Origin of the sequence: Paenibacillus montaniterrae (assembly GCF_018403185.1) — a bacterium.
GTDB lineage: Bacteria > Bacillota > Bacilli > Paenibacillales > Paenibacillaceae > Pristimantibacillus > Pristimantibacillus montaniterrae.
Map to the genome: position 1 here is coordinate 385,878 of NZ_BOSE01000001.1, position 21,728 is coordinate 407,605.

Here is a 21,728-nt window from a genome sequence, read left to right on the forward strand (position 1 = left end):
TTATTCATTTCCGATCCGTCCGCAGCTACTTCTTATGACAAAAAAAGGGCGACCGAATCGATCGCCCTTTCTCATTATCGTTTACTGCAAGATTTCGATATACCCTTCTGTTCCGTGCACACGAATTCGCTGCCCATCTTTAATTAAGGTGGTGGCATTTTCTACACAGACAACGGCCGGCAAGCCATACTCACGCGCAATTACGGCTCCATGGGTCATGAGTCCGCCCGCTTCGGTGACCAGCCCTTTTATCGATACGAACAGCGGCGTCCAGCTTGGATCAGTAAAGGCGGTAACTAATATATCGCCTTCCTCCAGCTCGGCATCCTCCATGTTCAAAATGACACGCGCTCTCCCTTCTATTACGCCCGAAGAAACCGGCAAGCCTGCAATTGCTCCGGCAGGAAGGTTTTCTCGCTTGTGCGCCCCTGTAATGATTTCTCCGTCGGATGTAATAACACGCGGCGGGGTTAATTTGTCGTACCATCTATAGTCGTCCTTGCGTTTGCTGATGAGCTGCTCATCCAGTTTATTGGTACGCACGACCTCATGAAGCTCTGCAAAGGTAAGATAATAGATGTCTTCCTTATTAGCGATGACGCCGGCTTGCACGAGCTGCTCGGCTTCTTTTAGCAGGGCTTGCTTGTAGATGAAGTAGCGGCTAATCATGCTGTATTTGGGATATTCTCGATATCCACTTAAGTTGCGAATGATGTCGATCATTCGTTTCGTTTCAGTTGCTTTTTGTTCGCCATCCGGCAGCTGCTGCAATCGTTGCAATAGCTCTTGTTCCTTAAGCAATGCTTCCAATCGGCCTTGCTCAAACATTCGCTTGCTGGCGTTATGCTCAAAGCTTTTGATGTTCCCTAGCAGCAGTGGGATTAGAGTAGCTGGTTTTTCGCTCCATCGCGGCCTTGTAATATCGATTTCGCCAGTGCAGCGCATGCCGTATTTGTTCAAATAAGCATTGATCGCGTCACGGGCTTGCTTTCCACCCTCCAGCTTGACCAGTCCATCGCCAAAATTGTCATCGGCAACATGCTGCAAATATTCGATCACCTGCGGATATGGACGGATTATATCTGCGACCTCGAGCAGCTCCCGCCCCATTTCTGACGTAATATTGTTTGGTACAGACTGAGAAAGCGTATCTGCGGCGCTTTTCTCGCCTAACCAGTTGTACATGTTTTCATTAATCCAAGCAGAAGCATCCATCGCTGCTTTAATTGCTGCGGAGCTTTGCGGGTCGAATAAAATGCTCTTTAATTGCTGCATATCCTCCAATATGAAGTCCAGCAAAGCCGAGCCTGACTTGGTCTGAATCCGCTGCTTCAGCTCTTCTATCGATGCTTCACTGCGCTTTATCAAAGCGGAAACGATGCTCGGATCATGCTCGAATGGAGCTTCAATGCCAGCAGGCGCCTTAGCTTTATTGCTCTTGGCGCTAGCTTGCTCATTCGCTTGCTCGTTCGCTTGCTCGTTATTGTTCATCGGCAGCGGCTTAATAAAATCGTCCCGCTTTATTATAGTCATAAGCGCGTCTTTCACGAGCGGCTCGGATTGCCCTATCGTATTTAACAAAGCAGCTCTGCCTGCAGGAGAAGCGAGCATGGCCGTAACATCAACATATAATCTTCCCCCAGCTCTGCGCATAGGTGCGGGAGTCGTTAACAAATAAAAAGACAGTCCGAGCGGCTTTATCGGGGCAGTCATCATTTGCTGGTGACCGACGGAGATATAAACGCGATTTTCCTGATCATTAGCTTCAGGGATTGGATATAATGTTGTAATTGGCCTGCTTTGTACAACATAAAAGGTATCGCTCTCCAAGCACCATTCGATATCTTGGGGCTGGCCGAAATGAGCCTCGAGTCGTCTGCCGAGGCGTGCCAGCTGCAAAATTTGCTGGTCCGTCAAGGTTTGGGCCGTTTGCTGTTCAGGATCAAGCTGCCTGGTCTCAGTACCGCCTTCTGTTCGCCCGAAGATCGCCAATTTTTTTGTGCCGATCCGCTTGTCAACGATTTTTTCCTCCAGCACTTTATAGCAATCCGCTGAGACTAAACCGGAAACGAGCGCTTCTCCAAGTCCATAGCTGGCATCGATGGATAGCAGCTTTCGGTTGGACGTCACTGGATCAGCAGTAAATAAAATTCCTGACGCTTGTGGAAACACCATCCTTTGAACGATTACAGATAAATAAACCTGGCGATGGTCAAACCCGTTTTGCATGCGATAAATGACCGCGCGATCTGTAAATAGAGAAGCCCAGCATTTGCTTATATGCTGCAAGATGGCTTCGATACCGATAATATTTAAATAGGTGTCCTGCTGCCCGGCAAAGGAGGCATAAGGCAAATCCTCAGCCGTTGCGCTGGAACGTACGGCATATGCGTGCTCATTGCCTAATTGAGAGAGATAATGAGTTACAGCGTTCACAACATCGGCGGGGATTTCTGCTTCGACAATAATTTGTCTGATTCTGCTACTAACTTCACTAATTTGAGCTAGATCTTCTGCTTTTAGCTCGGCTAGCTGATCCAGCAGCGCATTGAAGATCGTGTTTTGCCCGATCACAGTTTGATAGGCCTCGGTTGTAACACAGAAGCCTTCAGGTACTTGGATTCCTTCGAGCTTTGCTAATACCCCTAAATTCAATCCTTTCCCGCCAACTAGCGAAAGCTGTCTGCTTTCCATTTCATGCAAACCTAATACGAAAGAACTCATTCAAATCTCCCCTAACCAGTAAATTGAAAAAACAGTTGACAAGAGCTTTAGCTGCATGCTACAATTAAATTGTAAGATGAACTAACTATGTCCAAATATGATGGGATCAGTAGTGATTCGATTGTATCACTCTGTCTGTTTCTATGCAATATAAAATTTTTCCAAGAAAAAACGAGCTCTGCATAAAAGCAGCAGCTCGTTTTTTTCTTGGATTATTTAATTTACACAGCCTCATCAATAAGCTCCATTATAATGGCGAGTATGAATACTACAAGCACAGCGCTGGCTAGCACCGCTATTCTTATGCCAATACGAACAAACCATTTTTTAGGCGCAATCCGCTCATTTATGCGCTCCATATAAAACGCCCCGCCTGCAATTAGAAAAACGAGCCCGTTAAAAATATAGTCCCCTGCTGACTGTGGCTTAGGAGTGTAAGCCTGCAGTCCGATCGTGTTCCTCATGCTCTCATCTCTAGGGAAAACCGCCATAATAGCTGCCATGACAAGGTGCAAAATTAAAAAACCAACGACAATCCAACCTACCATTACCTTAGTATTCCCCTTTGATGACAAAGAAAGAGCCGCGAATCGTTCCAGCCAGTTTGGATTTCTGTCTGGCAAACTTGAATTTACCCTCCAGCTCCTTTGGCACTTCCATTCCTTCAGCAAGCTTAAAGCCTACAGCCCGCTTCTTAGGATCATCAAGCGTATATAAGACGTTAACCGCGAGACCATCCTCATAAAAAACGTGGGTCCATTTAATATTTTCCACTTGCAAGCTCGATGTTTCTAACGGCTTGGCTGCAAATTCAATATTGCGCTCTTGCTTCAAAATCCGTTTCACATAATCAATCGTCTCCTGGCTTTCGCTAGCTGGCACAACCGTAAATGGATGCTTATATTTGGTCATAAAGTAACGAGCCTCGTTTGCTCGCAAGCCGGCAAGTGCTTCTGCTACCGGCGATGATTCCAAGCCAAGTGTAGACACGTTTTTAAAGTCAACGATATAGGACATGTTCAATCCACCTCTTATTTTCTAATAACCGGAATCCACACCTCGCCAAATACTAAGCCGTTGCGCTGCCCCATTTCGACTGTTGTATTTGGCCCGCCGACATAAGCGAAATCTTTCGCTTCCGGCAAAACTTGACCGAAGGCAATGCCTGTCAGCATATTGCCAAGCTGCTCAGCAGTTTCCGCTTCCCCTTGAACAACTAAGTATTCCCCTTTCGGAAATTGGATCATTCTCGTTGCTTCAGGCAGCGTGTCCTCTGTCAACACACCAGCGTAGTACATCATCTTGTTGTTGACGGCTTCATTAACTGCAAAAATATATTCGTTAGCGGCAATCTTCTTTAAAGTGTCAAGCGTTCCATCTTGTTGAATAGTCGTCCAGAAATCAGCCTTCTCTTTGTTAATGCCCGCATAATCTGTATAGTCGCTCTTAAGCTCAATGCCAATCCCCAATACAGTAAAGCTGTCTTTTTCCGCAAGCGTATAATTTGCCATGTTCAAATCCATCCTTTGTTTAATTTTTTTTCAAATGATTTGTCTTTTCACTTGATAGGTATATAATAGCGTTAAATCATGTCAAAAAATGATACTGTTTAGGAGGGCCCGATGAAAAAAGTAGAACGGATTAATATCATCATGCGGTATATAAACAACCGTGCCCACTTTACCATTTCAGAAATTATGCAGGAATTTAACATTTCACGCTCGACTGCAATTCGAGATATAAGAGAAATTGAAGCGATGGGAATGCCGCTGGTCGCAGAAACCGGGCGCGACGGCGGCTATTTTGTCATGAACAATTCTGTTCTGCCCACAGTTCGCTTCACTGACAACGAAATTAAAGCGCTGTTTATTGCCTTTATGGCTACAAGAAACCTGCAGCTTCCTTATTTGCAGAGCCGCCAATCTTTAGCTGAAAAATTACTGGGCCTAATCTCGGAAAACCAGCAGGATGACCTTGTGCTGTTGAACCAAATTTTGCTCTTCGAAGGGACCAATCCTAACAATCCCGACTTGCTGGATCTATCAGACCTGCCCCATCCGATGCTGGAAAAGCTGATTCAAATTCTTTTGCAGGACAGTTATTTAATGTTGTCCATAGCGGAAGAAAAGCAAATAAAGTCGTATCCTATTTATCTTCTCCATATCTATCGCGAAAAAAGCGTCTGGCTTATTGAAGGCTTTGAGTTGGAGCAGCAAAGAAGACGGATTTTTCCTGTCGACAATCTTACTGATGTTCAACCATATCCGGTGAAAAAAAGAGTAAGCAGGAAAAAGATTATCGAAATGGCCAACAAGCAGGAGGAAGCCTACAACCTCGTTCTGGAGCTTGGTCCAAAGGCGGTTGCCCAGTTTAAAAAATATCATCCTGTGAAGTTTTCCGTCTCCTATACGAATCCGTTTCAAACGACCGCCATCCTGAGAGCCTTTATTCATGTTCATCTACCTGAGGAATTAAGCGAAATGGCAAACTGGCTGCTATTCCTGGGTGAAGATGTGAAGGTCAGAGAAATGCCTGAGCAGCTGCTGGATCATTTACAGCAGCGATTAAATTTATATTGCCCATAATTAGGCTGTTCTCCTCAGCGTATCAGACACATTTCTAGCTTGTAAGCTCGTACAGGTCTGGATGGATGCCTTGCAGCAACGGCGACCATTCTCCAGTTGAGTAAAGCAGCAGCTGGTGCATTGCCCGCGTACAGGCCGTGTAGAGAAGCTTGCGCTCATTTTCATGGTTGTAGGCTTGAGCCGATGCTTCATAGATAAGAACGGCATCAAACTCCACTCCTTTGGCGAGATAAACAGGAATAACCATGACGCCTTTCTGGAAGGTGGCCGTTTCCTTCGTAATAAGCTGCACAGCCTCGCTTCCCTGCTGCTGCAATGCTTCATAGGCAGCGCGACTTTCGGCAGCCGTTTTCGTAATGATCGCAATAGATTCGAAGCCATCTGCTTGAAGAGCTGCGATATCGCTTAGCATCCGCTGCTCCCGCTGCTCTTCCCCTGCCAACTTGACAAGCAGCGGCTTTGCTCCGCTTCTGTCGAAGGGTACGATATCTGACGCATCCGTAAGCAGCATTTTCGTAAATTCCACAATTTCTCGCGTGGAGCGGTAGCTGCGCGTTAGCCGGATCAAGCTTGTTTCCGCTTCGCCATAAAGCCGCAGCAGCGGCGAATTGGCGTGCTGCAAGTTGGTAGACTGCATATAAATCGCCTGGCCAAAATCACCAAGCACGGTCATGCGGGCACGAGGAAACAGCTTTTTGAGGTACTCATATTGAAACGGCGAGTAATCCTGCCCTTCATCAACAAAGACATGGCGAATTTCCTTATTCGTTCGCACCCCCTCAATCAGTTCCTTTAAATATAAATACGGTGTCGCATCCTCATAATAAAGCTCGTGCCGATCCAGCTTTTGCTTCGTCTGCTGGCAAATTTCCGGCCATAGCTCCGGGAGCTCGCTCTCGCCCGTCTTCTCACGATAGGCTGCTGTATCGTCAAACAATTGCGTGTACAGAGCATGGATATCGATAAATGCTAATTTCTTCACGCCTTGCCTTAACGGCTTAAAGCTGCTTTTGACGATCATTTGCTTGAGCAATTCTTCCTCGCGCTCGGCGAAGTTAAAGTCGCCTTCATCCTCCCGGCGCTTATTGAATATGATCTCGCTGCCAATCGCGTAATGCTCAGCCAGATCAAGAACTTCCCTTTCTTTATGCAGCTTGCTGAACACCTCTGCATACTGCTCGTTGTCGAGATAATTGATCTCCTCTTCCACCCAAGACGCGTTGCATTCCTTGCGTTCCAGCTGCTTCAGCTCCTGCATCAGCCAACGCTGCAGCAGCTCAATCCGATTGGACACGCGCAATGAGGAGTCGTAGCTGTAAAATTGCGTTCTTATTTGCTCGCCGCTAATCAGCTCGCGATCGCGAAACGTAATGCCCTTGAAAAGCATGCCTTCTCGTTCCAGCCACTGTGCATAGTTTTGCAGAGCTTGCAAAAAAGCTTCGGACGCCTTGTACTTGATCCCTTGCAGCCGCGCCTCATAATTGGCAGTCGATTGCGCCGTCAACACATATTCGATTTGATCAAATGGGTCCTCCAGAGACAGCGACGAGCCAAGCCAGTATTCGAGAAATTCCTGCAGCGTAGTCTGCTGCATGTTTTCCTCGCCCAGCTCGGGAAGGACGGTAGATACATAGCTGTTGAAAATCGGATTGGGCGAGAACAGCACGATTTGGTCAGCCTTGAGCGTATCACGGTTTTTGTACAGCAAATACGCTACGCGCTGCAGAGCTGCCGATGTCTTTCCGCTGCCAGCCGCCCCTTGCACAATAAGCAGCCGGCTATGATCATCTCGGATAATCGCGTTTTGCTCCTTCTGGATCGTCGAAACAATACTTTTCATTTGCGAATCTGCACCTTTAGCCAGCGCTTGCTGAAGCAATTCATCGCCGATTGTGACGCTTGCATCGAACATATTGCGCAGCTGTCCATTGTGAATTTGATATTGCCGCTTCAGCTCCATTGTGCCTGTAATGCGACCAATCGGCGTGTCGTAATAGGCAGCTCCGAGGGAATGGTCATAGTACAGACTTGCTATCGGCGTACGCCAATCATAAATGAGGAAGCTTAATTCATCCTCGTCGACGAAGGAGGAAACCCCAATATAAATTTGCTCGATTGCGGTTTGTCCATCTTCAACAAAATCAATTCGTCCGAAATAAGGAGAAGGCAGCAGCCGATTCAGGCTCTTCCATTGCTGCTTAAGCAGCTTGTGGCCGCGCTCACGCTCGGATAGCAACGCCGCTTGCTGCTTGATCGCATAAAAGGTTTCTTCAAATTCTTCCTCTGAGCTCGTATTAACAGTAACGTCCTCCCAAAATCTTCTGCGAATGTCAGACGCCTGATTGTGCAGCTCGGAAACGAGCGGTTCCAATTCGGCAATTCTCGCCTTCAGTTTTTCACTAACGTAGTCCAGCCGCTCTTGTTCCTTGCGCCATTCCTTCTCTTCCATAATAGTGAACACTCCTTCGCCATTTAAAATTTGGATAAAAGAGCATTGACAAATCAAAGGTCACTGGTGTACAATTAATTTAGGAAAAGAAATTAAAATGTATCATCCAGTTAAATATTGATTTTTCGCAATGCGCTACCCATTATATCATAGCGTTCTTTTTGTGTTCAATGTTTTTTTATACATCTTGGCTGATCCAGCCAAGTTTTTTTATTTTATCATTGTCGCATTTAAGGTGGGACTTATGAAAAAAGCAAGTGCTAATTTAATGAAGGAAATTAATTTAAATAATGTACGTCAAGTTATGAAGCGTGTAGAAACAGCTACCAAGCCTCAGCTCGCCTCTTTAACCAAGTTAAGCGTAGTTACGGTAAATTCCTTGATCAAGGAGCTGTATATGCTTGGTGAACTGTTTGAAGACGAAACGGTGCCTTCCAACGGAGGAAGGCCTGCATTAACCTACAAATACAATTATAATTTCAGCCTCGGGCTTATCCTCTATTTAAAGGAAAACGACGGTCAGGAGCTGATTTCAGCAGCCATCATCAACTTGAAAAATGATTTGTTGGCAAATGAACAATTCGTGATGCCTACTTTCGATCGGCAGCGACTCTTTGCAATAATTGAACACTTTATAACGCTATATCCCTCAATCAAGGTGATCGGCATTGGTATTCCCGGTCAGGCTGTTAATGGTGAAATTACAGTAAGCAGCCATCATGAGCTGACCGGTTTTCGTATGATTGAAGAGATCGAATCACGTTTTGGGTTGCCTGTTATGATCGAAAACGATGTAAATGCTGCCATCTTCGGCTATGCAATGAAACACGAACTGGAAGCAGAGCAATGTATCCTTGGCATTTACTTCCCGATGAAATACCCACCTGGCATGGGCATTTATCTTAATGGAGAGATTATTAAGGGGAAAAATGGCATGTCTGGAGAAATTAAATTTCTCCCTCTCAGCCTCGATTGGACGCTAGAAATGACGAAGGAAAGGTTCGTGCAAGCTGTCTGTCAAATTATCCATACCGTGAATGTCGTGCTCGCTCCAGACAAAATCGTCATCTATCAGTATCGGCTTGATGCTGACAGCTTGATGGCGGCGTGGGAAGCTTATCGCCGTCATCATCCAATGCCATCCGATCCGGAGGTTGTACTAAAGCAAACCTTTCAACAGGACTTTGAAGCGGGCATGCGCTCGCTAACCTTAAAGGAGCTAGAGCCTGCCCTACTTTTTTCACATTAAGCAGTCTTATCATTTATTTGGCGTTTATTAGCTTGGGACTTCCCGACTCCTTGCTAGGATCAGCATGGCCAGTCATGTGGCCTGAAATTGGAGCATCGATCGGCTCTGCGGGACTGATTTCAATGATTATTGCGGGAGGCACGATCGTTTCAAGCTTGGTCAGCGGCTCTTTGATCCAACGCTTGGGCACAGGTAAAATTACGCTGCTTAGCTGCCTTCTTACTGCAGGAGCTTTGCTCGGTTTCTCGATCGCACCTTCGATGGTCTGGCTTGTCATGCTGGCGATCCCGCTTGGGCTGGGTGCAGGTGCAGTTGATGCGGCTTTGAATCATTATGTTGCGGAAAATTATAAAGCGCATCATATGAACTGGTTGCACTGCTTTTGGGGCGTGGGCGCAACAATGGGGCCGATTATTATGTCCTATTATGTTGCCGATCAGCACTCCTGGAGAAGCGGCTATACAACAGTTGCGATCATTCAGTTTGCGCTTGTCCTTATTTTATTGGTTACACTTCCTATGTGGAAGCGTGTCTCTGCTTTACGCGTACCGGAGCAGCCACCACAACTTGAAGAAGAAAATGATACTGCCGACAAGCTGCAGCATCAGCCAGCAGCTAAGTCCGGTATTTTAAGGATAAAAGGGGTAAAACCGACGCTAATAGCCTTTTTGTTCTACTGTGGAGTTGAGTCGACAGTAGGGCTGTGGGGAGCCAGCTATTTGGTTGGAGCGAAGAACATTGCAGCGGGTACAGCGGCGATGTGGGTCTCCTTTTATTATGGCGGAATTACAGTCGGACGGATGATTACTGGATTTATTACGATGAAGATTTCCAATCGCCTGTTAATTCGCTTCGGCCAGCTCATTGCAATTGTCGGCGGAATTGTACTGCTGCTTCCGCTGCCGGCATCGTTGTCGCTCGTTGGTTTTGTATTGGTTGGCCTTGGTCTTGCGCCTATTTATCCAGGATTGCTGCATGAAACTCCAGCCAGATTCGGCAAAGCACATTCCGCGAAGCTTATGGGCTACCAAATGGCGGTTGCCTATACAGGAACAACGCTGCTTCCTCCTTTGTTCGGGTTTGCGGCCGCACAGATCAGCGTGCAATTATTCCCTTATGTTGTGCTCGTATGTTTGCTCTTTATGTGGTTAAGCACAGAGAAAGTGAACCGCCAGTTAATGACACCTGCATGAAGAAGGCTTGTTCGGATTGTCAGCGTCACTGACTTTCCGAACAAGCCTTTTTTACTGCGAGAAGTCTGTATATGCGGTTAGAATTTTACTGGCAGCGCCGATTAGCCTTGTGAAAATAATGAAAAATGCCAGTTTACTTCTTCCTCAGGGATGGCCAGCTTAAGCTCAAGCAATCGATTTAACAGTGTCGTAAACGCAACATCGCCTTCAACGCGGGCCATTCGTCTTCTTCGATAGGCGTTATTCCGCGATTTCCATCCTAGAAAGTCCCTTTCGATACGCCTGACTGATCGAGAATCATTTGAATCGATGTGTTTTCATAGCCAAGCTCGATAAATAATGTAAGCGCTGTATCCAGCAAGCTTTGTTAACGACTTCTCATATATCGTCCTCGCCTCAAATTATTGTTTTCCAGCATTCAATAAAAAGGGGCGGCTAGTGTCAGTTTCCACTGACTTTTCTAGACACCCCTGCTAATTCATTAAACTTCAGCACACCAAAGCTCAATTTCAATTTTCAATTCTGGCCAGCCTAATGCAGAAATATACGCAACAGTCATAGACGGGTATGCGGTTCTAAACAACTCATCCCATAGCGCGTAGAAATGCTCCCAATCTATCTCCTCTGTTGCCCATATATTTACCTTAATAACATTATCCTCATTCAGCCCTTCTGATTCTAGGACCCTTTTCATGTTTGCGAAAGTATTTGTGATTTGCTCATTTAAGCTTGAAGGAATATGACCATTCATATCGGTTCCAACTTGGCCGGATGTAACAATCAAGCCCGCACCCTTTGGCACTCTAGTGATATGGCTGTAGTTGCCTACTGGCTTTGGCATAAACTCAGGATTTTTTCTAATAATGTTTTGCATAATATTACCTCACTCACTATAATAGTTTCTGCTTATTTTCTCGGCAAATAGACAGACTTCACCAATTTCTGAATATTTTAGAAGAAAACAGCAGTAGAGTATCCATAGCCGACAGGTAAAAATTGAAGTTTGTTCTTCTTCATGCTCTGAATACTCCCCTTCCTTATAGTGTGAAATAATATATTCAATCAAAAATAGATATTGTTTTTCAAATCCAAGGATAATAATACCATAAGCTCTATCCTATGTTCAACGCTTAAGCCAAGATGCGGATAGCGATTTGCTAATAGCCGAAGAAGACATCCTTTTTAATATTTCGCTTTGGAATATTACGGCTTTGCACATGGGCAGCAACAGAGTCGACCATTGACTTCGATCCTGCAACAAAGTAGTTGCCATTGTCCTTATGCAAGGCGATAAACTTATCAATCTCTTGTTGTACGTCCTCTCTTCGATTCAAATAAGTGACCTCAACTAATGTATGAGCAGCAATTCGATCAAGCTCATCCTTAAATAGATAGGATTGATTGCTATCCATATAGAGCAGATGGATTGGGCGCTCGTCTCCTCTTTTTTCTGCTTCCAATTGCTTCAGGATTGATCGAATTGGTGTGATGCCAATACCGCCTGCGACTAGCAGAGACGGACTGTTGTCATCCAAAGCAAACGCTCCTACAGGCCCCCCCATTTTGATGCTCATGCCCTGCTTCAATTCCAGCAGCGCCTTTTTAAAATCGCTCGGATTGCTGCTGATGCGCGTCGTAATTCGAACAACATTTTCTGCAGGAGCAGAAGCGATGCTGAAAGGGCGCGTATTATTTTTTATCGTCTTATGCGCAATGCTGAACAAGCCGTATTGTCCGGCGTTCCATGTCAAATGCTGCGGTTTTTCAAATAGAAAGCTGTACACATCGTCTGATTCTTTGAAGCTTTCCAGAAATAATAGCTCCTTCTTTTTGAATACCGCGATCATATCTTGAAAGAAACCCATTTTATCAGCTCCCTTACCGTCATTTACCCCTGCAAATATTTTCCCGTAATCGATTGCGCCGCCTTGACAATCTGCGCAGGCGTTCCCTCGAATACGACCTGGCCGCCTCTGCTGCCTCCGTCCGGCCCCATGTCGATGATCCAGTCTGCCTGGCTGATGACGTCGATATTATGCTCGATTACGATTACGGTATTGCCGGCATCGACCAGACGATTCATAATCGCCAGCAGGTGGCCAATATCTGACATGTGCAAGCCAGTCGTTGGTTCATCCATTACATAAATGCTGCCTTGCTTATGCAGCTCGCTTGCCAGCTTGATGCGCTGGCATTCCCCGCCCGACAGCGTGCTGAGCGGCTGACCGAGCGTAATATAGTTCAAGCCGACATCACTCATTGCCTGCAGCTTGCGTACAACCTCCTTCAGCTGGAAGAACTCCAAAGCTTGTTCTACCGTCATTTCCAGCACATCCGCAATCGATTTGCCGTTCAGCTTGTAGTCGAGCACTTCTTGTTTAAACCGTTTGCCGCCGCATACTTCGCAAGGCAGCTTAACGCTTTCGAAGAAGGATAGATCAACATATACAACGCCCAAACCCTGGCAGTTCTCGCATGCACCCTTCGAGTTGAAGCTGAACAAGCCTTGGTTAACCTTGTTCGCAGTGGCAAATGCTTTGCGCACATCATCCATAATGCCGGTATAGGTGGCAGGGTTCGAGCGCGTTGAGACGCCAATCGCCGATTGGTCAATGACGATCGCATCGGGATGCTGGCTTAGAAATACTTCGTTAATTAAGGTGCTTTTGCCAGAGCCGGCGACACCAGTAACGACTGTCAGTACGCCAGCAGGGATATCGACGCTTACGTTTTGCAAATTATGCAGGGTGGCATCCTTGATCGACAGCTTGCCGGACGGCTGTCTGCATGCTTGCTTTAGCTGGAGCGGCCGCTTCATATGAGTGCCAGTTAATGTATTAGACTCAAGCAGCCCCTGGTAGCTGCCCTCATAAACAATTGTACCGCCGCGGCTGCCAGCGTGTGGGCCAACATCGACGATATGATCGGCTACCTTGATAACATCCGGATCATGCTCGACAACGATAACGGTATTGCCCTTGTCGCGCAGCTTTTGCAGCAGTTCATTCAAGCGGTGTACATCGCGTGGATGCAAGCCAACGCTTGGCTCGTCGAATATATAGGTAACGTCCACCAGGCTGCCGCTTAAATGCTTGACCATTTTGACGCGCTGCGACTCGCCGCCTGACAGCGTGTCCGTCTCGCGATCCAGTGTCAAGTAATCCAGCCCAATATCGACCAAATGCTGCAGCCGCTCGATTAGTGATTTAACGACAGGTGCAGCCATCGCATCGTCAATTTCGCGGATTACACGAATCAACTGGCCAACCTCCATCGCTGACATCTCCGCTATGTTCAGTCCATTGATTTTGCAGCCTAGCGCCGCTTGATTTAGTCGTGCACCGTGGCAGCCAGGGCATGGTCCTTCGGAGATGAACGGCGCGACCGCTTTCTGCGTACGCTCGGATTTCGTCTTAACATCCTGCTTAATATATTTGTTCGTAAACTTCTCAATGACGCCTTCCACTGTAATATTTGTTGCCTTTCCAGCGAAATCCATCTTTACCTTGCGTGCCTTGCCATATAGCAGCAGCTCCAGCTCCTCAGCCGAATAATCGCTCAGCTTTTTATCGGGATCAAAGCTGCCAGACTGCATAATCATGTTCCATTCCCAGCCGTCCACCGCATAATCCGGCAGCATAATGGCCCCTTCGTTCAACGACTTGGACATATCGATCGCCTTGCTCATCATAACGCCAAGCTTGCGGCCAATTCCATTGCATTCGGGACACATGCCATGCGGATCGTTAAATGAGAACATATGCGCTTCGCCTACATAGGGCTGGCCTATGCGAGAAAAGAGCAAGCGGAGAATCGGAGAAATATCGGTAATCGTCCCCATCGTAGAATGGGAGCCCCCGCCCAGCCGCTTCTGATCAACAATTACGGCCATGCTCAAATTTTCAATCGCGTCGGCATCCGGCTGCGGATAGCGCGGCAAAAAGGTGCGTACAAACATGCTGAAGTTTTCATTCAGCAAGCGCGACGATTCCGCAGCAATCGTATCGAATACGATGGATGACTTGCCTGATCCGGATACTCCGGTAAAAATGGTGATCTTCCGTTTCGGGATACGCAGCGATACGTTTTTTAGATTGTTTTCTCTTGCGGCTGAGATGACGATATATTCCTGATTCGCTTCGTTCATGACTAACATCCTTCCGATCGAGTTGATTAGCCCAGCACCTTATCCAATTCGCTGCACCATGCGCTCCAGCCATGCTTGGCTCCGTTTAGTCCGTGAATATTGGAGAAGCCCGTTTGTTCCAGATGAAGATTCACCTTTCCGTCTCCTAAATCCTGCAGCGTCCAAACGACAGTATGCGTTTCATCGCCAGTGCCCCAGGAATAGGACAAACGAGTAGGCTCTTCTATGACTAGTACTTCTCCTTCAATAATGCCGTCCCACCATTCGTTTGGTTCAGAACGAAACTGAAAACGATGTCCTACGATTGGCTTAAAATCATTTGGCAGAACCCATTGGGCCAGCTTGTCAGCATCCGTTAGCGCCTTCCAAAGCTTCTCGATTGTGGTCGTGTACTGAAAATCCAATTCCAGCTTTAAACTCATTCATTTTCCTCCTCTAATAGCTGGTTTAAGCGCAGCATATTTGTTCTCCAAAATTTGCTATAGAAAGCCACCCAATCCTGTATTTCTTTTAGGGGAGAGGCATTTAGCCTGAATCGTGTCTCTCTGCCAACTTTTCGGTCTAATACCAGCCCGGCTTCTTTAAGAATTGTTAAATGCTTGGAAACAGCTGTTCGCCCCATATCAAAATGCACGGTTAGCTCGTGAAGGGGCAGCTCGTCGGCCTCCGCCAACAGCTGAATCAGCCGGCGCCTTGTTGGATCTGCAATCGCAGCAAAAACATCCCGCGATTGATTATTCTCACTCACAGCACCATCTCCTTACTATTATTGCCAAGGGACAGCCGCTCTTCTCTCCACCTTTTACTATACAGTCTGGACGTTGCGTCCACAAGAAAGGCTTGCTAAAGGACACCATTTGGTGACATATAAATAATAGGACACCAAATGGTGTCCTGTCAATGATTGATATGAATTTTTAATGGCAGGGCTAGTCCATAGCCCTCCGCTTCCTTGAACCAGCCGCCAGGCTTTAAGCTTAGCAGGATTTGCTCCAGCAGCGCGGTGCGAACTGATTGAGCAAAGTTGAAAAAAGGCAGGCCGCTCCAAATGCAATCCAACTGACTAATTCCCGATTGATCGAGCACCTCTCGCAATTGCAGTGCATTATGATGACATTGAAATGCCGGATAAGCTTGTTCAAGCCGCTGTCGCATGCGCGAATTCTGCTCGAACAATAATACCTGCTTCGCATCGACTTGAGCGATGTACCGCGTAATCGCGCCTGTACCCGAGCCAAGCTCGGCAACAGCAACCATCTCCTGCTGCGGGATGCTCCTGATCATGCTTAGCGCCAAATGCTTTGAGCTTGGAATAATGCTCCCAGTGAAAAGAAGATGGCTGGATACTAGAAAGCGAGAAGCACACAGCGTAAGCACAAGCTGCGTGAGCACCACAGCTTCCGGTAGCCTGTCATATTCGATGCTGAATTAGCTGCAACGCTGTGCTTCGTAATCAACTTCGGACTTTTTAAACATCCTCTAAAGTTTGCTTTTCTTTTACTAGCTTTAAAGATGCCACAATCAAAAAACTAACAATCACTAGCAGGAGCCATGAGCTCACTTTACTTAGGTGAACGAGGTTCCATGCTTCTGTCTGGTTAGGATATTGCCATGCGCCGAAGAAGGTGGCGATATTTTCAGCAACCCAGATGAAAAATCCGATAAGCACAAAGGATAGCGCAAGCGGCATGCGGTAGCGTGTTCCATTCACCTCATAGATGACCCATGTGCGCCAAAAAACAATAATGACAAGGCCGGATAACCACCAGCGAACGTCAATCCAGTAATGATGGGTGAAAAAGTTTAAATAGATCGCGGCAGCCAAGCATACGACGAGCCAAAACGATGGCCATCTAATGAGCTCGACCTTCAGTCTGCGCCACGCCTGGCAAAGATAGCTGGCTACACTTGCATACATAAAGCCGCTGTACAACGGTACTCCGAATAATTTGGAATACCCTTCTCCCGGGTACGACCATGAGCCCATATGTACCTTGAACAGCTCCAAAGCAAGCCCGATCAGATGGAACACGGTAATAACTTTTAGCTCATCGCGTGTTTCAAGCCCTGATCGCACCATCCACCACTGCATCAGCAGACAGATGATAAGCAGCCAGTCATAGCGCGGCAGCAAAGGAAGCGGAATAATTTGCGTTAATGCCAACGAGGCAAAAATAACGACAGGAAACAGGCAGGACAGCGCTTGCTCCCAGCCAAAACGAACGAGCTGCAGCCATGCGTGCAACGCCTTTGCCTGCCATGTTTTCTTCTCGGAACGGTTTTCAATTGTTAGATTCATAGGCTGCTCCTCCCCACCCCTTCGCTAGTCTGAAGTCTCTTCATCGCTTCGGTACTCCAAAATATCGCCCGGCTGACAATCCAATGCCTTGCAAATCGCTTCCAGCGTGGAAATGCGTATCGCTTTAGCCTTTCCATTTTTCAGTATGGAGAGGTTGGCCATTGTAATTCCAACCTTCTCCGACAGCTCTGTGACGCTCATTTTACGTTTAGCCAGCATGACATCAATATTGATTATAATCGCCATCTCATTCACCTCAGACCGTCAAGTCATTTTCTGATTTTATATCGATCGCCTCTTTTAACAGCCTTTGAAGTACAGCGGCAAACACGGCAATGACAAGAGAAGCAAAGATGATAACCAGGCCGATTAAAATAAGTCCTGGAGCGTCATCCGCCTCTGCGATAAGGTATAAAAGCGGCAAGCCAACCGCATACAGCGCACTAATTGAGATCGCGCACAGTTTAATCTTTTTCAAAGCAGCAACAGACAGCTCGGAAAAGGCTTGATTTTTGTCAATGTAGCCTAAAAGCTTAAACGCTTGATAAAGTGCAGCGTAGAAAGGAATTGCCGCTGCATACAAATCGAGTAGGACGAGATATTTTAGATAGGCCATATCAGGGTACAGCTTTACGGCATAGTTCGCGATCCATGGTACGAAAAAGATGCATAGCGCAAGAACTGGAAGTCCAATCAGAATTAACGCCGACTTTAGAAAAAGGGTTGTTCCTCGTGTCATACATACACCTCACTGAATTATTGTAACTAGAATGTATCATAGAATTTATCGTTTTACAATAAATAATTATCAATTAAGATTAAATTGTTATTGTATTCACTCTTTCTATCCTCTATGAAAACTGCTTCAGGCGAAGCTGTCTATGTTTGCTGTTGAGTCCATCTATTTAACATGATTGCGCTGCTATCTCAATATATATGTAAAAAACGGCAAACAGGAGGTCGCAGTCATTCATGGAAACGCGAGTAGATCAGCTTCAAGTTCAAGCTGCAATAAATCAGCTAAGCGAATTTCTTATTGAACAGCAGCAATCGGACGGAACGTGGCGCTTTTGCTTTGAAAATGGGACAATTATTGATGCCTATATGATTATTCTTCTGCGGGCCGTCCGCTATCCAGATGAATCGATTATTCGGCAGCTGCACCAACGAATCGTAAATGAACAGCATCAGGACGGGTACTGGGCATTATATCAAGATGAGGAAAATGGCAATCTTGCAGCGACGATTGACAATGTGCTTGCTCTGCTCTTCTCCGGCTATAGTCAAGCAGAGGATGAGCATATCCAAAGGTCCAAGCAGTATATCCTCACACATGGCGGAATTACAAATACGAAAGGGCTGTTAAGTAAAACCATACTGGCAATTACTGGACAAATTCCATGGCCTGACTCGATCTCTTCCATTCCGCTACAATTTATGCTGCTCCCTTCCTTCTCCCCTATCAATCTCTTTGACTTTTCCGGCTACTCCAGAGTTCATCTTATTCCGATGCTGATTATGGCTAAACACAGCTTTCATATTCAATCGCCAGTCCAACTGCATGATCTGATCGTAGAAAGCGCCAATCGTCATATTGACGACCATTGGACTGCTGAATTTCACCAGATGCTGGACAGCATTGAAGCGGGACGCAGCCGATTGATTGGGTCCGCACTGCACGAAATAGCTCAAGAAAAGGCAGAGCAGTTTATGCTGGATAGAATTGAGGAGGACGGAACGCTTTACAGTTATGCCAGCTGTACGATCTTGATGGTCTTCTCGCTGCTCGCTTTAGGCTACGATGCACAGCATCCGCGAATTGTCAAGGCGGTTGAAGGTCTGCTTGCAATGCGCGGCCGCAGCTCGAACGGCGACATTACGATACAAAACTCGCCTTCTACGATTTGGGACACAGCACTGATCAGCTATGCCCTGCAGCAAGCAAATGTGCCAATGGATCACCCTGCCATTCGGCGAGCGAATGCATACCTGCTAACACAACAGCAGCATAAAAAAGGAGACTGGAGCATCCATAACGCACATGCAGCTCCTGGCGGCTGGGGATTTTCCGAGACGAATACAATTAACCCTGATCTCGATGATACGACAGCAGCGCTTCGCGCCATCTATCCAGCCTCTCAGCTGGATAATGCCTATCGGGTGTCAACAAATTTGGGGCTTGATTGGGTACTGTCGATGCAAAATAAGGATGGCGGCTGGCCAGCCTTCGAGAAAAGTGTAGATAATAAAATGCTTACCTGGCTTGCACTTGATGGCGCCAAAGCGGCCGCGATTGACCCATCTACTGCGGACTTAACGGGTAGGACATTGGAATATTTGGGGAACTACACCACGCTTGATCGGCAAAGTCCACATATTCGGCGCGGCGTAAAATGGCTGTTGAACAATCAGGAGGCGGATGGTTCATGGTATGGCAAGTGGGGAATTTGCTATCTATATGGCACATGGGCCGCGTTGACAGGCTTAATGGCTGTGGGCCTGCCTGCAAATGATAAGGCGGTGCAAAAAGCAGCGCATTGGCTGCTGTCAATCCAGAATGAAGATGGCGGCTGGGGCGAGTCCTGCGACAGCGACCGACTAATGCGGTATACTCCGCTGCATAGCAGCACACCGTCGCAAACCGCTTGGGCTTTGGATGCGTTAATCGCCGTAAATGATAAACCGACTAGTGCGATTAACAAAGGAATAGAACGTTTAATCGCGTTTCATGCTGAACAAAGCTGGCAGACCGTATATCCTACTGGAGCAGGCCTGCCAGGCAATTTTTATGTTCATTATCATAGTTATCGGTATATTTATTCGCTACTAGCCTTAAGCCACTATGAGAGGAAGTTCAAATAGCCCGACTTTGATGACGATGCAGTTTCTTTTTAGCGTATTCGACGTCGAATATGTCACGCTACCGAAAGCTCCGGTGCTCACGTAGCTATTGGCCTACGCTGCGCTCCTCGCTTTCTAGTATCGAGCCATCTTCTTGGTCCTGAAAGCCGAGCTATTTGAACCTTTATTGGAAGGGAAGTTCAACTAGCCCGACTTTGATGACGATGTGATTGCGTTGTAGCGTAGTCGACGGCGAATATGTCACGCTACCGAAAGCTGCGGTGCTCACGTAGCTTTTTGCCTACGCTGCGCTCCTCGCTTTCTAGTATCGAGCCATCTTCTTGGTCCTGAAAGCCGAGCTATTTGAAACACGTACTATAAGGGGAAGTTCAACTAGCCCGACTTTGATGGCGAGGTGTTGCTTCGTAGTGGATTCGACGTCGAATAGGTCACGAGCCGATATATAGCTTATTGTCTGAGAAAACTGCCGAATATCCAAGCGCAAACAGCTCGAAATAAGGTGCAAACGGATCGCCCTTTAGCTTGTAGCGATGCCACTGCAAATAATAGGAAAGCCAATAATCACAGGCAATTGAATAATACGCTTCATTTAAAACTTCAATCGGCTCGTCGTAATTTTTATGCTCGCTTACAACATCAAAAATTGTCTCATACAGCGCTGAATCATGGGATTGGCGGATGCTGTCCAGTTGCCCATGCGGAACAATAAGGATCTCTTCGATTCCCGACAAATATGCGACCGCCTCATTTACGCTATCCCGTTCGTCTGTAACGTACTCAACCAACAATTGCTTTAATGCCAGAATAAACTGCTCGCCATGCTGCTTCAGCACCGTCGGAGGAACATCTTTAGCTTTACTATTGAAATAACCCGGCACGGTTTCACCAGCAAAATCCGAATGATCGAGTATTTCATAGATTCTATTAATGCGCTGCAAATAGGCATCGCCATCCTCCAGCGGTTTAAAGGTAGCCTCCACCCCTTTGCCGCTAGGCATATACATCTGAAAATACCCATACAGCATTTCTTCTATGAGCTCATCATCTTCAACTTCCTCACCCATAAGCTGAAACAAATACTTGGCATAAGATTGCTTATCCATACAGGTTCTCCTGTTCTTCAATTTAGCGCTGTGATGGTTACCCTATAGTGGATACAATATTTCCGTCCTGATCCTTAATATTGGTTTTCACGACCCGAATGATCAGATCATCAAAAGCAGACAGCCGTATCTCCGCTTCCTTCGGTCCCAGAACTTGTGAAAGTTCGGTAATTGTCGCTGTGTCCAAAATCAAGAGAACGTTGTTTTCCGTTATTTCATACTCGGATTTATCGCCGAGGAGCAGCACGACCTGCAAATTTTGACCTGATAATATCAAATCTCTTTGCTTCAGGAGTCGCCCGCGCAGCAGTGTACTAACCGCAGCGGCTTGCTTGGCTCCCAAGGTAAGCACGGCAGAATTTTTTCCAGATTGGCTGCTTTGGCCAGACTCCCATAATAACTGATCGACAAACAGGAAGCCGGTACTCGAGCCGTCTCGCTCGATGCCTTTCTGTACAGCATCGTAAACTGCGGGATCCTGCAGCACAGATTCTCTCGACAAGCTGGTAATATAGCCTGGCATTTGCTTTTGGCACGCTTCCAGCATGTTGAGTGTACTCCATGTTTTCATTGCCTCCAGCTCATCCTCGGTAATGCCAACCATTTGGATAAATTCGACTCGCCCATTCTCTGTGTCCACAGCAGGCAGCTCCGCATCCTCGATAAAGGCAAGCGCGGTTATTTTCGTATCTGCTCCAAGACAGATCGGACCGTTGGCATCCAAATGATCGCCTGAAACAAAGACGTTGCCGCTGTTGAACACGTAGCGCGCCATATTTTGCAGCAGATTCAGCGCCCACATAGGCGGCTCCTCTTCATGCTCCTCACGCGCAAGCCGAAAGGTAAGCTCGAAACCGAAGCCACTGTAATCGGCGTTTTTAGATTCCTTTTCATACAGCTCAGAAAAACCGAAGGTTACGATATGCCAGTGCGGCAGCGGTTTATCTGCCTTGTAGGCACTAAGGCCATCCAACGGATCATTACCGCCCAGCATATAAGGAATCATCGTTCCGTAATGCTTCGGCTCCTGTGTACCATAAAGCCTGACCATTTGCGCCTCGATAGCGTCCCAGCCAGTTGTAATATTGTCTTCGTTCATATGATCCCTCCATCATGT

General features: G+C 46.7%; 21 protein-coding genes. 4 read left to right on the forward strand and 17 right to left on the reverse strand.

Annotated elements, in window-relative coordinates; genetic code table 11:
* Positions 1-81: 81 nt before the first annotated feature.
* The 4 genes from ppsA to KJS52_RS01885 form a co-directional block, all read right to left on the reverse strand.
* Complete coding sequence (gene ppsA / locus KJS52_RS01870; RefSeq protein ID WP_213512936.1) at positions 82-2,724, reverse strand: phosphoenolpyruvate synthase; 2,643 nt, start codon at positions 2,722-2,724, stop codon at positions 82-84.
* A 221-nt stretch (positions 2,725-2,945) separates the two neighbouring features.
* Positions 2,946-3,272 (reverse strand): hypothetical protein, encoded by a 327-nt coding sequence (locus KJS52_RS01875; protein ID WP_213512937.1) that lies wholly within the window; start codon positions 3,270-3,272, stop codon positions 2,946-2,948.
* A 4-nt stretch (positions 3,273-3,276) separates the two neighbouring features.
* A complete protein-coding gene (locus KJS52_RS01880; protein WP_213512938.1) occupies positions 3,277-3,741 on the reverse strand; it encodes a DUF8821 family protein in 465 nt (154 codons plus the stop codon).
* Positions 3,742-3,755: 14 nt separating this feature from the next.
* The gene (locus tag KJS52_RS01885) at positions 3,756-4,235 is read right to left on the reverse strand and encodes a GyrI-like domain-containing protein (protein WP_213512939.1); all 480 of its coding nucleotides are present in this window, start codon (positions 4,233-4,235) and stop codon (positions 3,756-3,758) included.
* A gap of 111 nt (positions 4,236-4,346) precedes the next feature.
* On the opposite strand from KJS52_RS01885, the gene KJS52_RS01890 reads away from it, so the two are divergent.
* A complete protein-coding gene (locus KJS52_RS01890; RefSeq protein WP_213512940.1) occupies positions 4,347-5,309 on the forward strand; it encodes a helix-turn-helix transcriptional regulator in 963 nt (320 codons plus the stop codon).
* Positions 5,310-5,343: 34 nt separating this feature from the next.
* Here the strand turns inward: KJS52_RS01890 and helD are convergent, their stop codons facing one another.
* The gene (helD, locus tag KJS52_RS01895; protein ID WP_213512941.1) at positions 5,344-7,758 is read right to left on the reverse strand and encodes an RNA polymerase recycling motor HelD; all 2,415 of its coding nucleotides are present in this window, start codon (positions 7,756-7,758) and stop codon (positions 5,344-5,346) included.
* 244 nt (positions 7,759-8,002) lie between these two features.
* Here helD and KJS52_RS01900 point away from each other — a divergent pair, with 244 nt between their 5' ends.
* Entirely contained in the window at positions 8,003-9,007 is a 1,005-nt protein-coding gene (locus tag KJS52_RS01900) for an ROK family protein (protein WP_213512942.1), read from the forward strand.
* An 8-nt stretch (positions 9,008-9,015) separates the two neighbouring features.
* Entirely contained in the window at positions 9,016-10,200 is a 1,185-nt protein-coding gene (locus KJS52_RS01905) for an MFS transporter (protein ID WP_213513767.1), read from the forward strand.
* A gap of 259 nt (positions 10,201-10,459) precedes the next feature.
* On the opposite strand, the gene KJS52_RS27605 is transcribed toward KJS52_RS01905, so the two are convergent.
* The 10 genes from KJS52_RS27605 to KJS52_RS01955 form a co-directional block, all read right to left on the reverse strand.
* Positions 10,460-10,561: a TetR/AcrR family transcriptional regulator gene (locus tag KJS52_RS27605; RefSeq protein WP_281425534.1), complete on the reverse strand. Its 102-nt coding sequence runs from the start codon at positions 10,559-10,561 to the stop codon at positions 10,460-10,462.
* Between the two features lie 120 nt (positions 10,562-10,681).
* The gene (locus KJS52_RS01915) at positions 10,682-11,074 is read right to left on the reverse strand and encodes a RidA family protein (RefSeq protein WP_213512943.1); all 393 of its coding nucleotides are present in this window, start codon (positions 11,072-11,074) and stop codon (positions 10,682-10,684) included.
* 283 nt (positions 11,075-11,357) lie between these two features.
* Entirely contained in the window at positions 11,358-12,065 is a 708-nt protein-coding gene (locus tag KJS52_RS01920; RefSeq protein WP_213512944.1) for an FAD-dependent oxidoreductase, read from the reverse strand.
* 23 nt (positions 12,066-12,088) lie between these two features.
* Positions 12,089-14,347: an ATP-binding cassette domain-containing protein gene (locus KJS52_RS01925; protein ID WP_213512945.1), complete on the reverse strand. Its 2,259-nt coding sequence runs from the start codon at positions 14,345-14,347 to the stop codon at positions 12,089-12,091.
* Positions 14,348-14,373: 26 nt separating this feature from the next.
* A complete protein-coding gene (locus tag KJS52_RS01930) occupies positions 14,374-14,769 on the reverse strand; it encodes an SRPBCC family protein (protein ID WP_213512946.1) in 396 nt (131 codons plus the stop codon).
* On the reverse strand, positions 14,766-15,095 hold the full coding sequence (locus tag KJS52_RS01935; RefSeq protein WP_213512947.1) for an ArsR/SmtB family transcription factor: 330 nt from the start codon (positions 15,093-15,095) through the stop codon (positions 14,766-14,768). Before KJS52_RS01935 ends, KJS52_RS01930 begins: the two co-directional genes overlap by 4 nt.
* A gap of 149 nt (positions 15,096-15,244) precedes the next feature.
* Positions 15,245-15,631, reverse strand: a complete 387-nt coding sequence (locus KJS52_RS01940; RefSeq protein ID WP_213512948.1) for a methyltransferase domain-containing protein — start codon at positions 15,629-15,631, stop codon at positions 15,245-15,247.
* Between the two features lie 184 nt (positions 15,632-15,815).
* Positions 15,816-16,592 (reverse strand): DUF817 domain-containing protein, encoded by a 777-nt coding sequence (locus KJS52_RS01945; RefSeq protein ID WP_213513768.1) that lies wholly within the window; start codon positions 16,590-16,592, stop codon positions 15,816-15,818.
* Positions 16,593-16,670: 78 nt separating this feature from the next.
* On the reverse strand, positions 16,671-16,892 hold the full coding sequence (locus KJS52_RS01950; RefSeq protein WP_213512949.1) for a helix-turn-helix domain-containing protein: 222 nt from the start codon (positions 16,890-16,892) through the stop codon (positions 16,671-16,673).
* Positions 16,893-16,902: 10 nt separating this feature from the next.
* Positions 16,903-17,385, reverse strand: a complete 483-nt coding sequence (locus KJS52_RS01955) for a DUF2975 domain-containing protein (protein WP_213512950.1) — start codon at positions 17,383-17,385, stop codon at positions 16,903-16,905.
* A 233-nt stretch (positions 17,386-17,618) separates the two neighbouring features.
* Here KJS52_RS01955 and shc point away from each other — a divergent pair, with 233 nt between their 5' ends.
* Positions 17,619-19,508, forward strand: coding sequence for a squalene--hopene cyclase (shc, locus tag KJS52_RS01960; protein ID WP_213512951.1), 1,890 nt, complete (start codon positions 17,619-17,621; stop codon positions 19,506-19,508).
* 428 nt (positions 19,509-19,936) lie between these two features.
* Here shc and KJS52_RS01965 read toward each other — a convergent pair whose 3' ends face one another.
* Together KJS52_RS01965 and KJS52_RS01970 are read right to left on the reverse strand one after the other, a co-directional pair.
* Positions 19,937-20,611 (reverse strand): hypothetical protein, encoded by a 675-nt coding sequence (locus KJS52_RS01965; protein ID WP_213512952.1) that lies wholly within the window; start codon positions 20,609-20,611, stop codon positions 19,937-19,939.
* A gap of 37 nt (positions 20,612-20,648) precedes the next feature.
* On the reverse strand, positions 20,649-21,710 hold the full coding sequence (locus KJS52_RS01970) for a suppressor of fused domain protein (protein WP_213512953.1): 1,062 nt from the start codon (positions 21,708-21,710) through the stop codon (positions 20,649-20,651).
* Between the last annotated feature and the right edge of the window lie 18 nt (positions 21,711-21,728).

Coding starts and splice junctions, on each gene's coding strand:
- KJS52_RS01920 (WP_213512944.1), bottom strand. CDS start 12,065: ATGGGTTTCTTTCAAGATATGATCGCGGTATTCAAAAAGAAGGAGCTA.
- helD (WP_213512941.1), bottom strand. CDS start 7,758: ATGGAAGAGAAGGAATGGCGCAAGGAACAAGAGCGGCTGGACTACGTT.
- KJS52_RS01955 (WP_213512950.1), bottom strand. CDS start 17,385: ATGACACGAGGAACAACCCTTTTTCTAAAGTCGGCGTTAATTCTGATT.
- KJS52_RS01875 (WP_213512937.1), bottom strand. CDS start 3,272: ATGGTAGGTTGGATTGTCGTTGGTTTTTTAATTTTGCACCTTGTCATG.
- KJS52_RS01970 (WP_213512953.1), bottom strand. CDS start 21,710: ATGAACGAAGACAATATTACAACTGGCTGGGACGCTATCGAGGCGCAA.
- KJS52_RS01925 (WP_213512945.1), bottom strand. CDS start 14,347: ATGAACGAAGCGAATCAGGAATATATCGTCATCTCAGCCGCAAGAGAA.
- KJS52_RS01930 (WP_213512946.1), bottom strand. CDS start 14,769: ATGAGTTTAAAGCTGGAATTGGATTTTCAGTACACGACCACAATCGAG.
- KJS52_RS01885 (WP_213512939.1), bottom strand. CDS start 4,235: ATGGCAAATTATACGCTTGCGGAAAAAGACAGCTTTACTGTATTGGGG.
- shc (WP_213512951.1), top strand. CDS start 17,619: ATGGAAACGCGAGTAGATCAGCTTCAAGTTCAAGCTGCAATAAATCAG.
- KJS52_RS01900 (WP_213512942.1), top strand. CDS start 8,003: ATGAAAAAAGCAAGTGCTAATTTAATGAAGGAAATTAATTTAAATAAT.
- ppsA (WP_213512936.1), bottom strand. CDS start 2,724: ATGAGTTCTTTCGTATTAGGTTTGCATGAAATGGAAAGCAGACAGCTT.
- KJS52_RS01890 (WP_213512940.1), top strand. CDS start 4,347: ATGAAAAAAGTAGAACGGATTAATATCATCATGCGGTATATAAACAAC.
- KJS52_RS01880 (WP_213512938.1), bottom strand. CDS start 3,741: ATGTCCTATATCGTTGACTTTAAAAACGTGTCTACACTTGGCTTGGAA.
- KJS52_RS01915 (WP_213512943.1), bottom strand. CDS start 11,074: ATGCAAAACATTATTAGAAAAAATCCTGAGTTTATGCCAAAGCCAGTA.
- KJS52_RS01965 (WP_213512952.1), bottom strand. CDS start 20,611: ATGGATAAGCAATCTTATGCCAAGTATTTGTTTCAGCTTATGGGTGAG.
- KJS52_RS01950 (WP_213512949.1), bottom strand. CDS start 16,892: ATGGCGATTATAATCAATATTGATGTCATGCTGGCTAAACGTAAAATG.
- KJS52_RS01940 (WP_213512948.1), bottom strand. CDS start 15,631: ATGATCAGGAGCATCCCGCAGCAGGAGATGGTTGCTGTTGCCGAGCTT.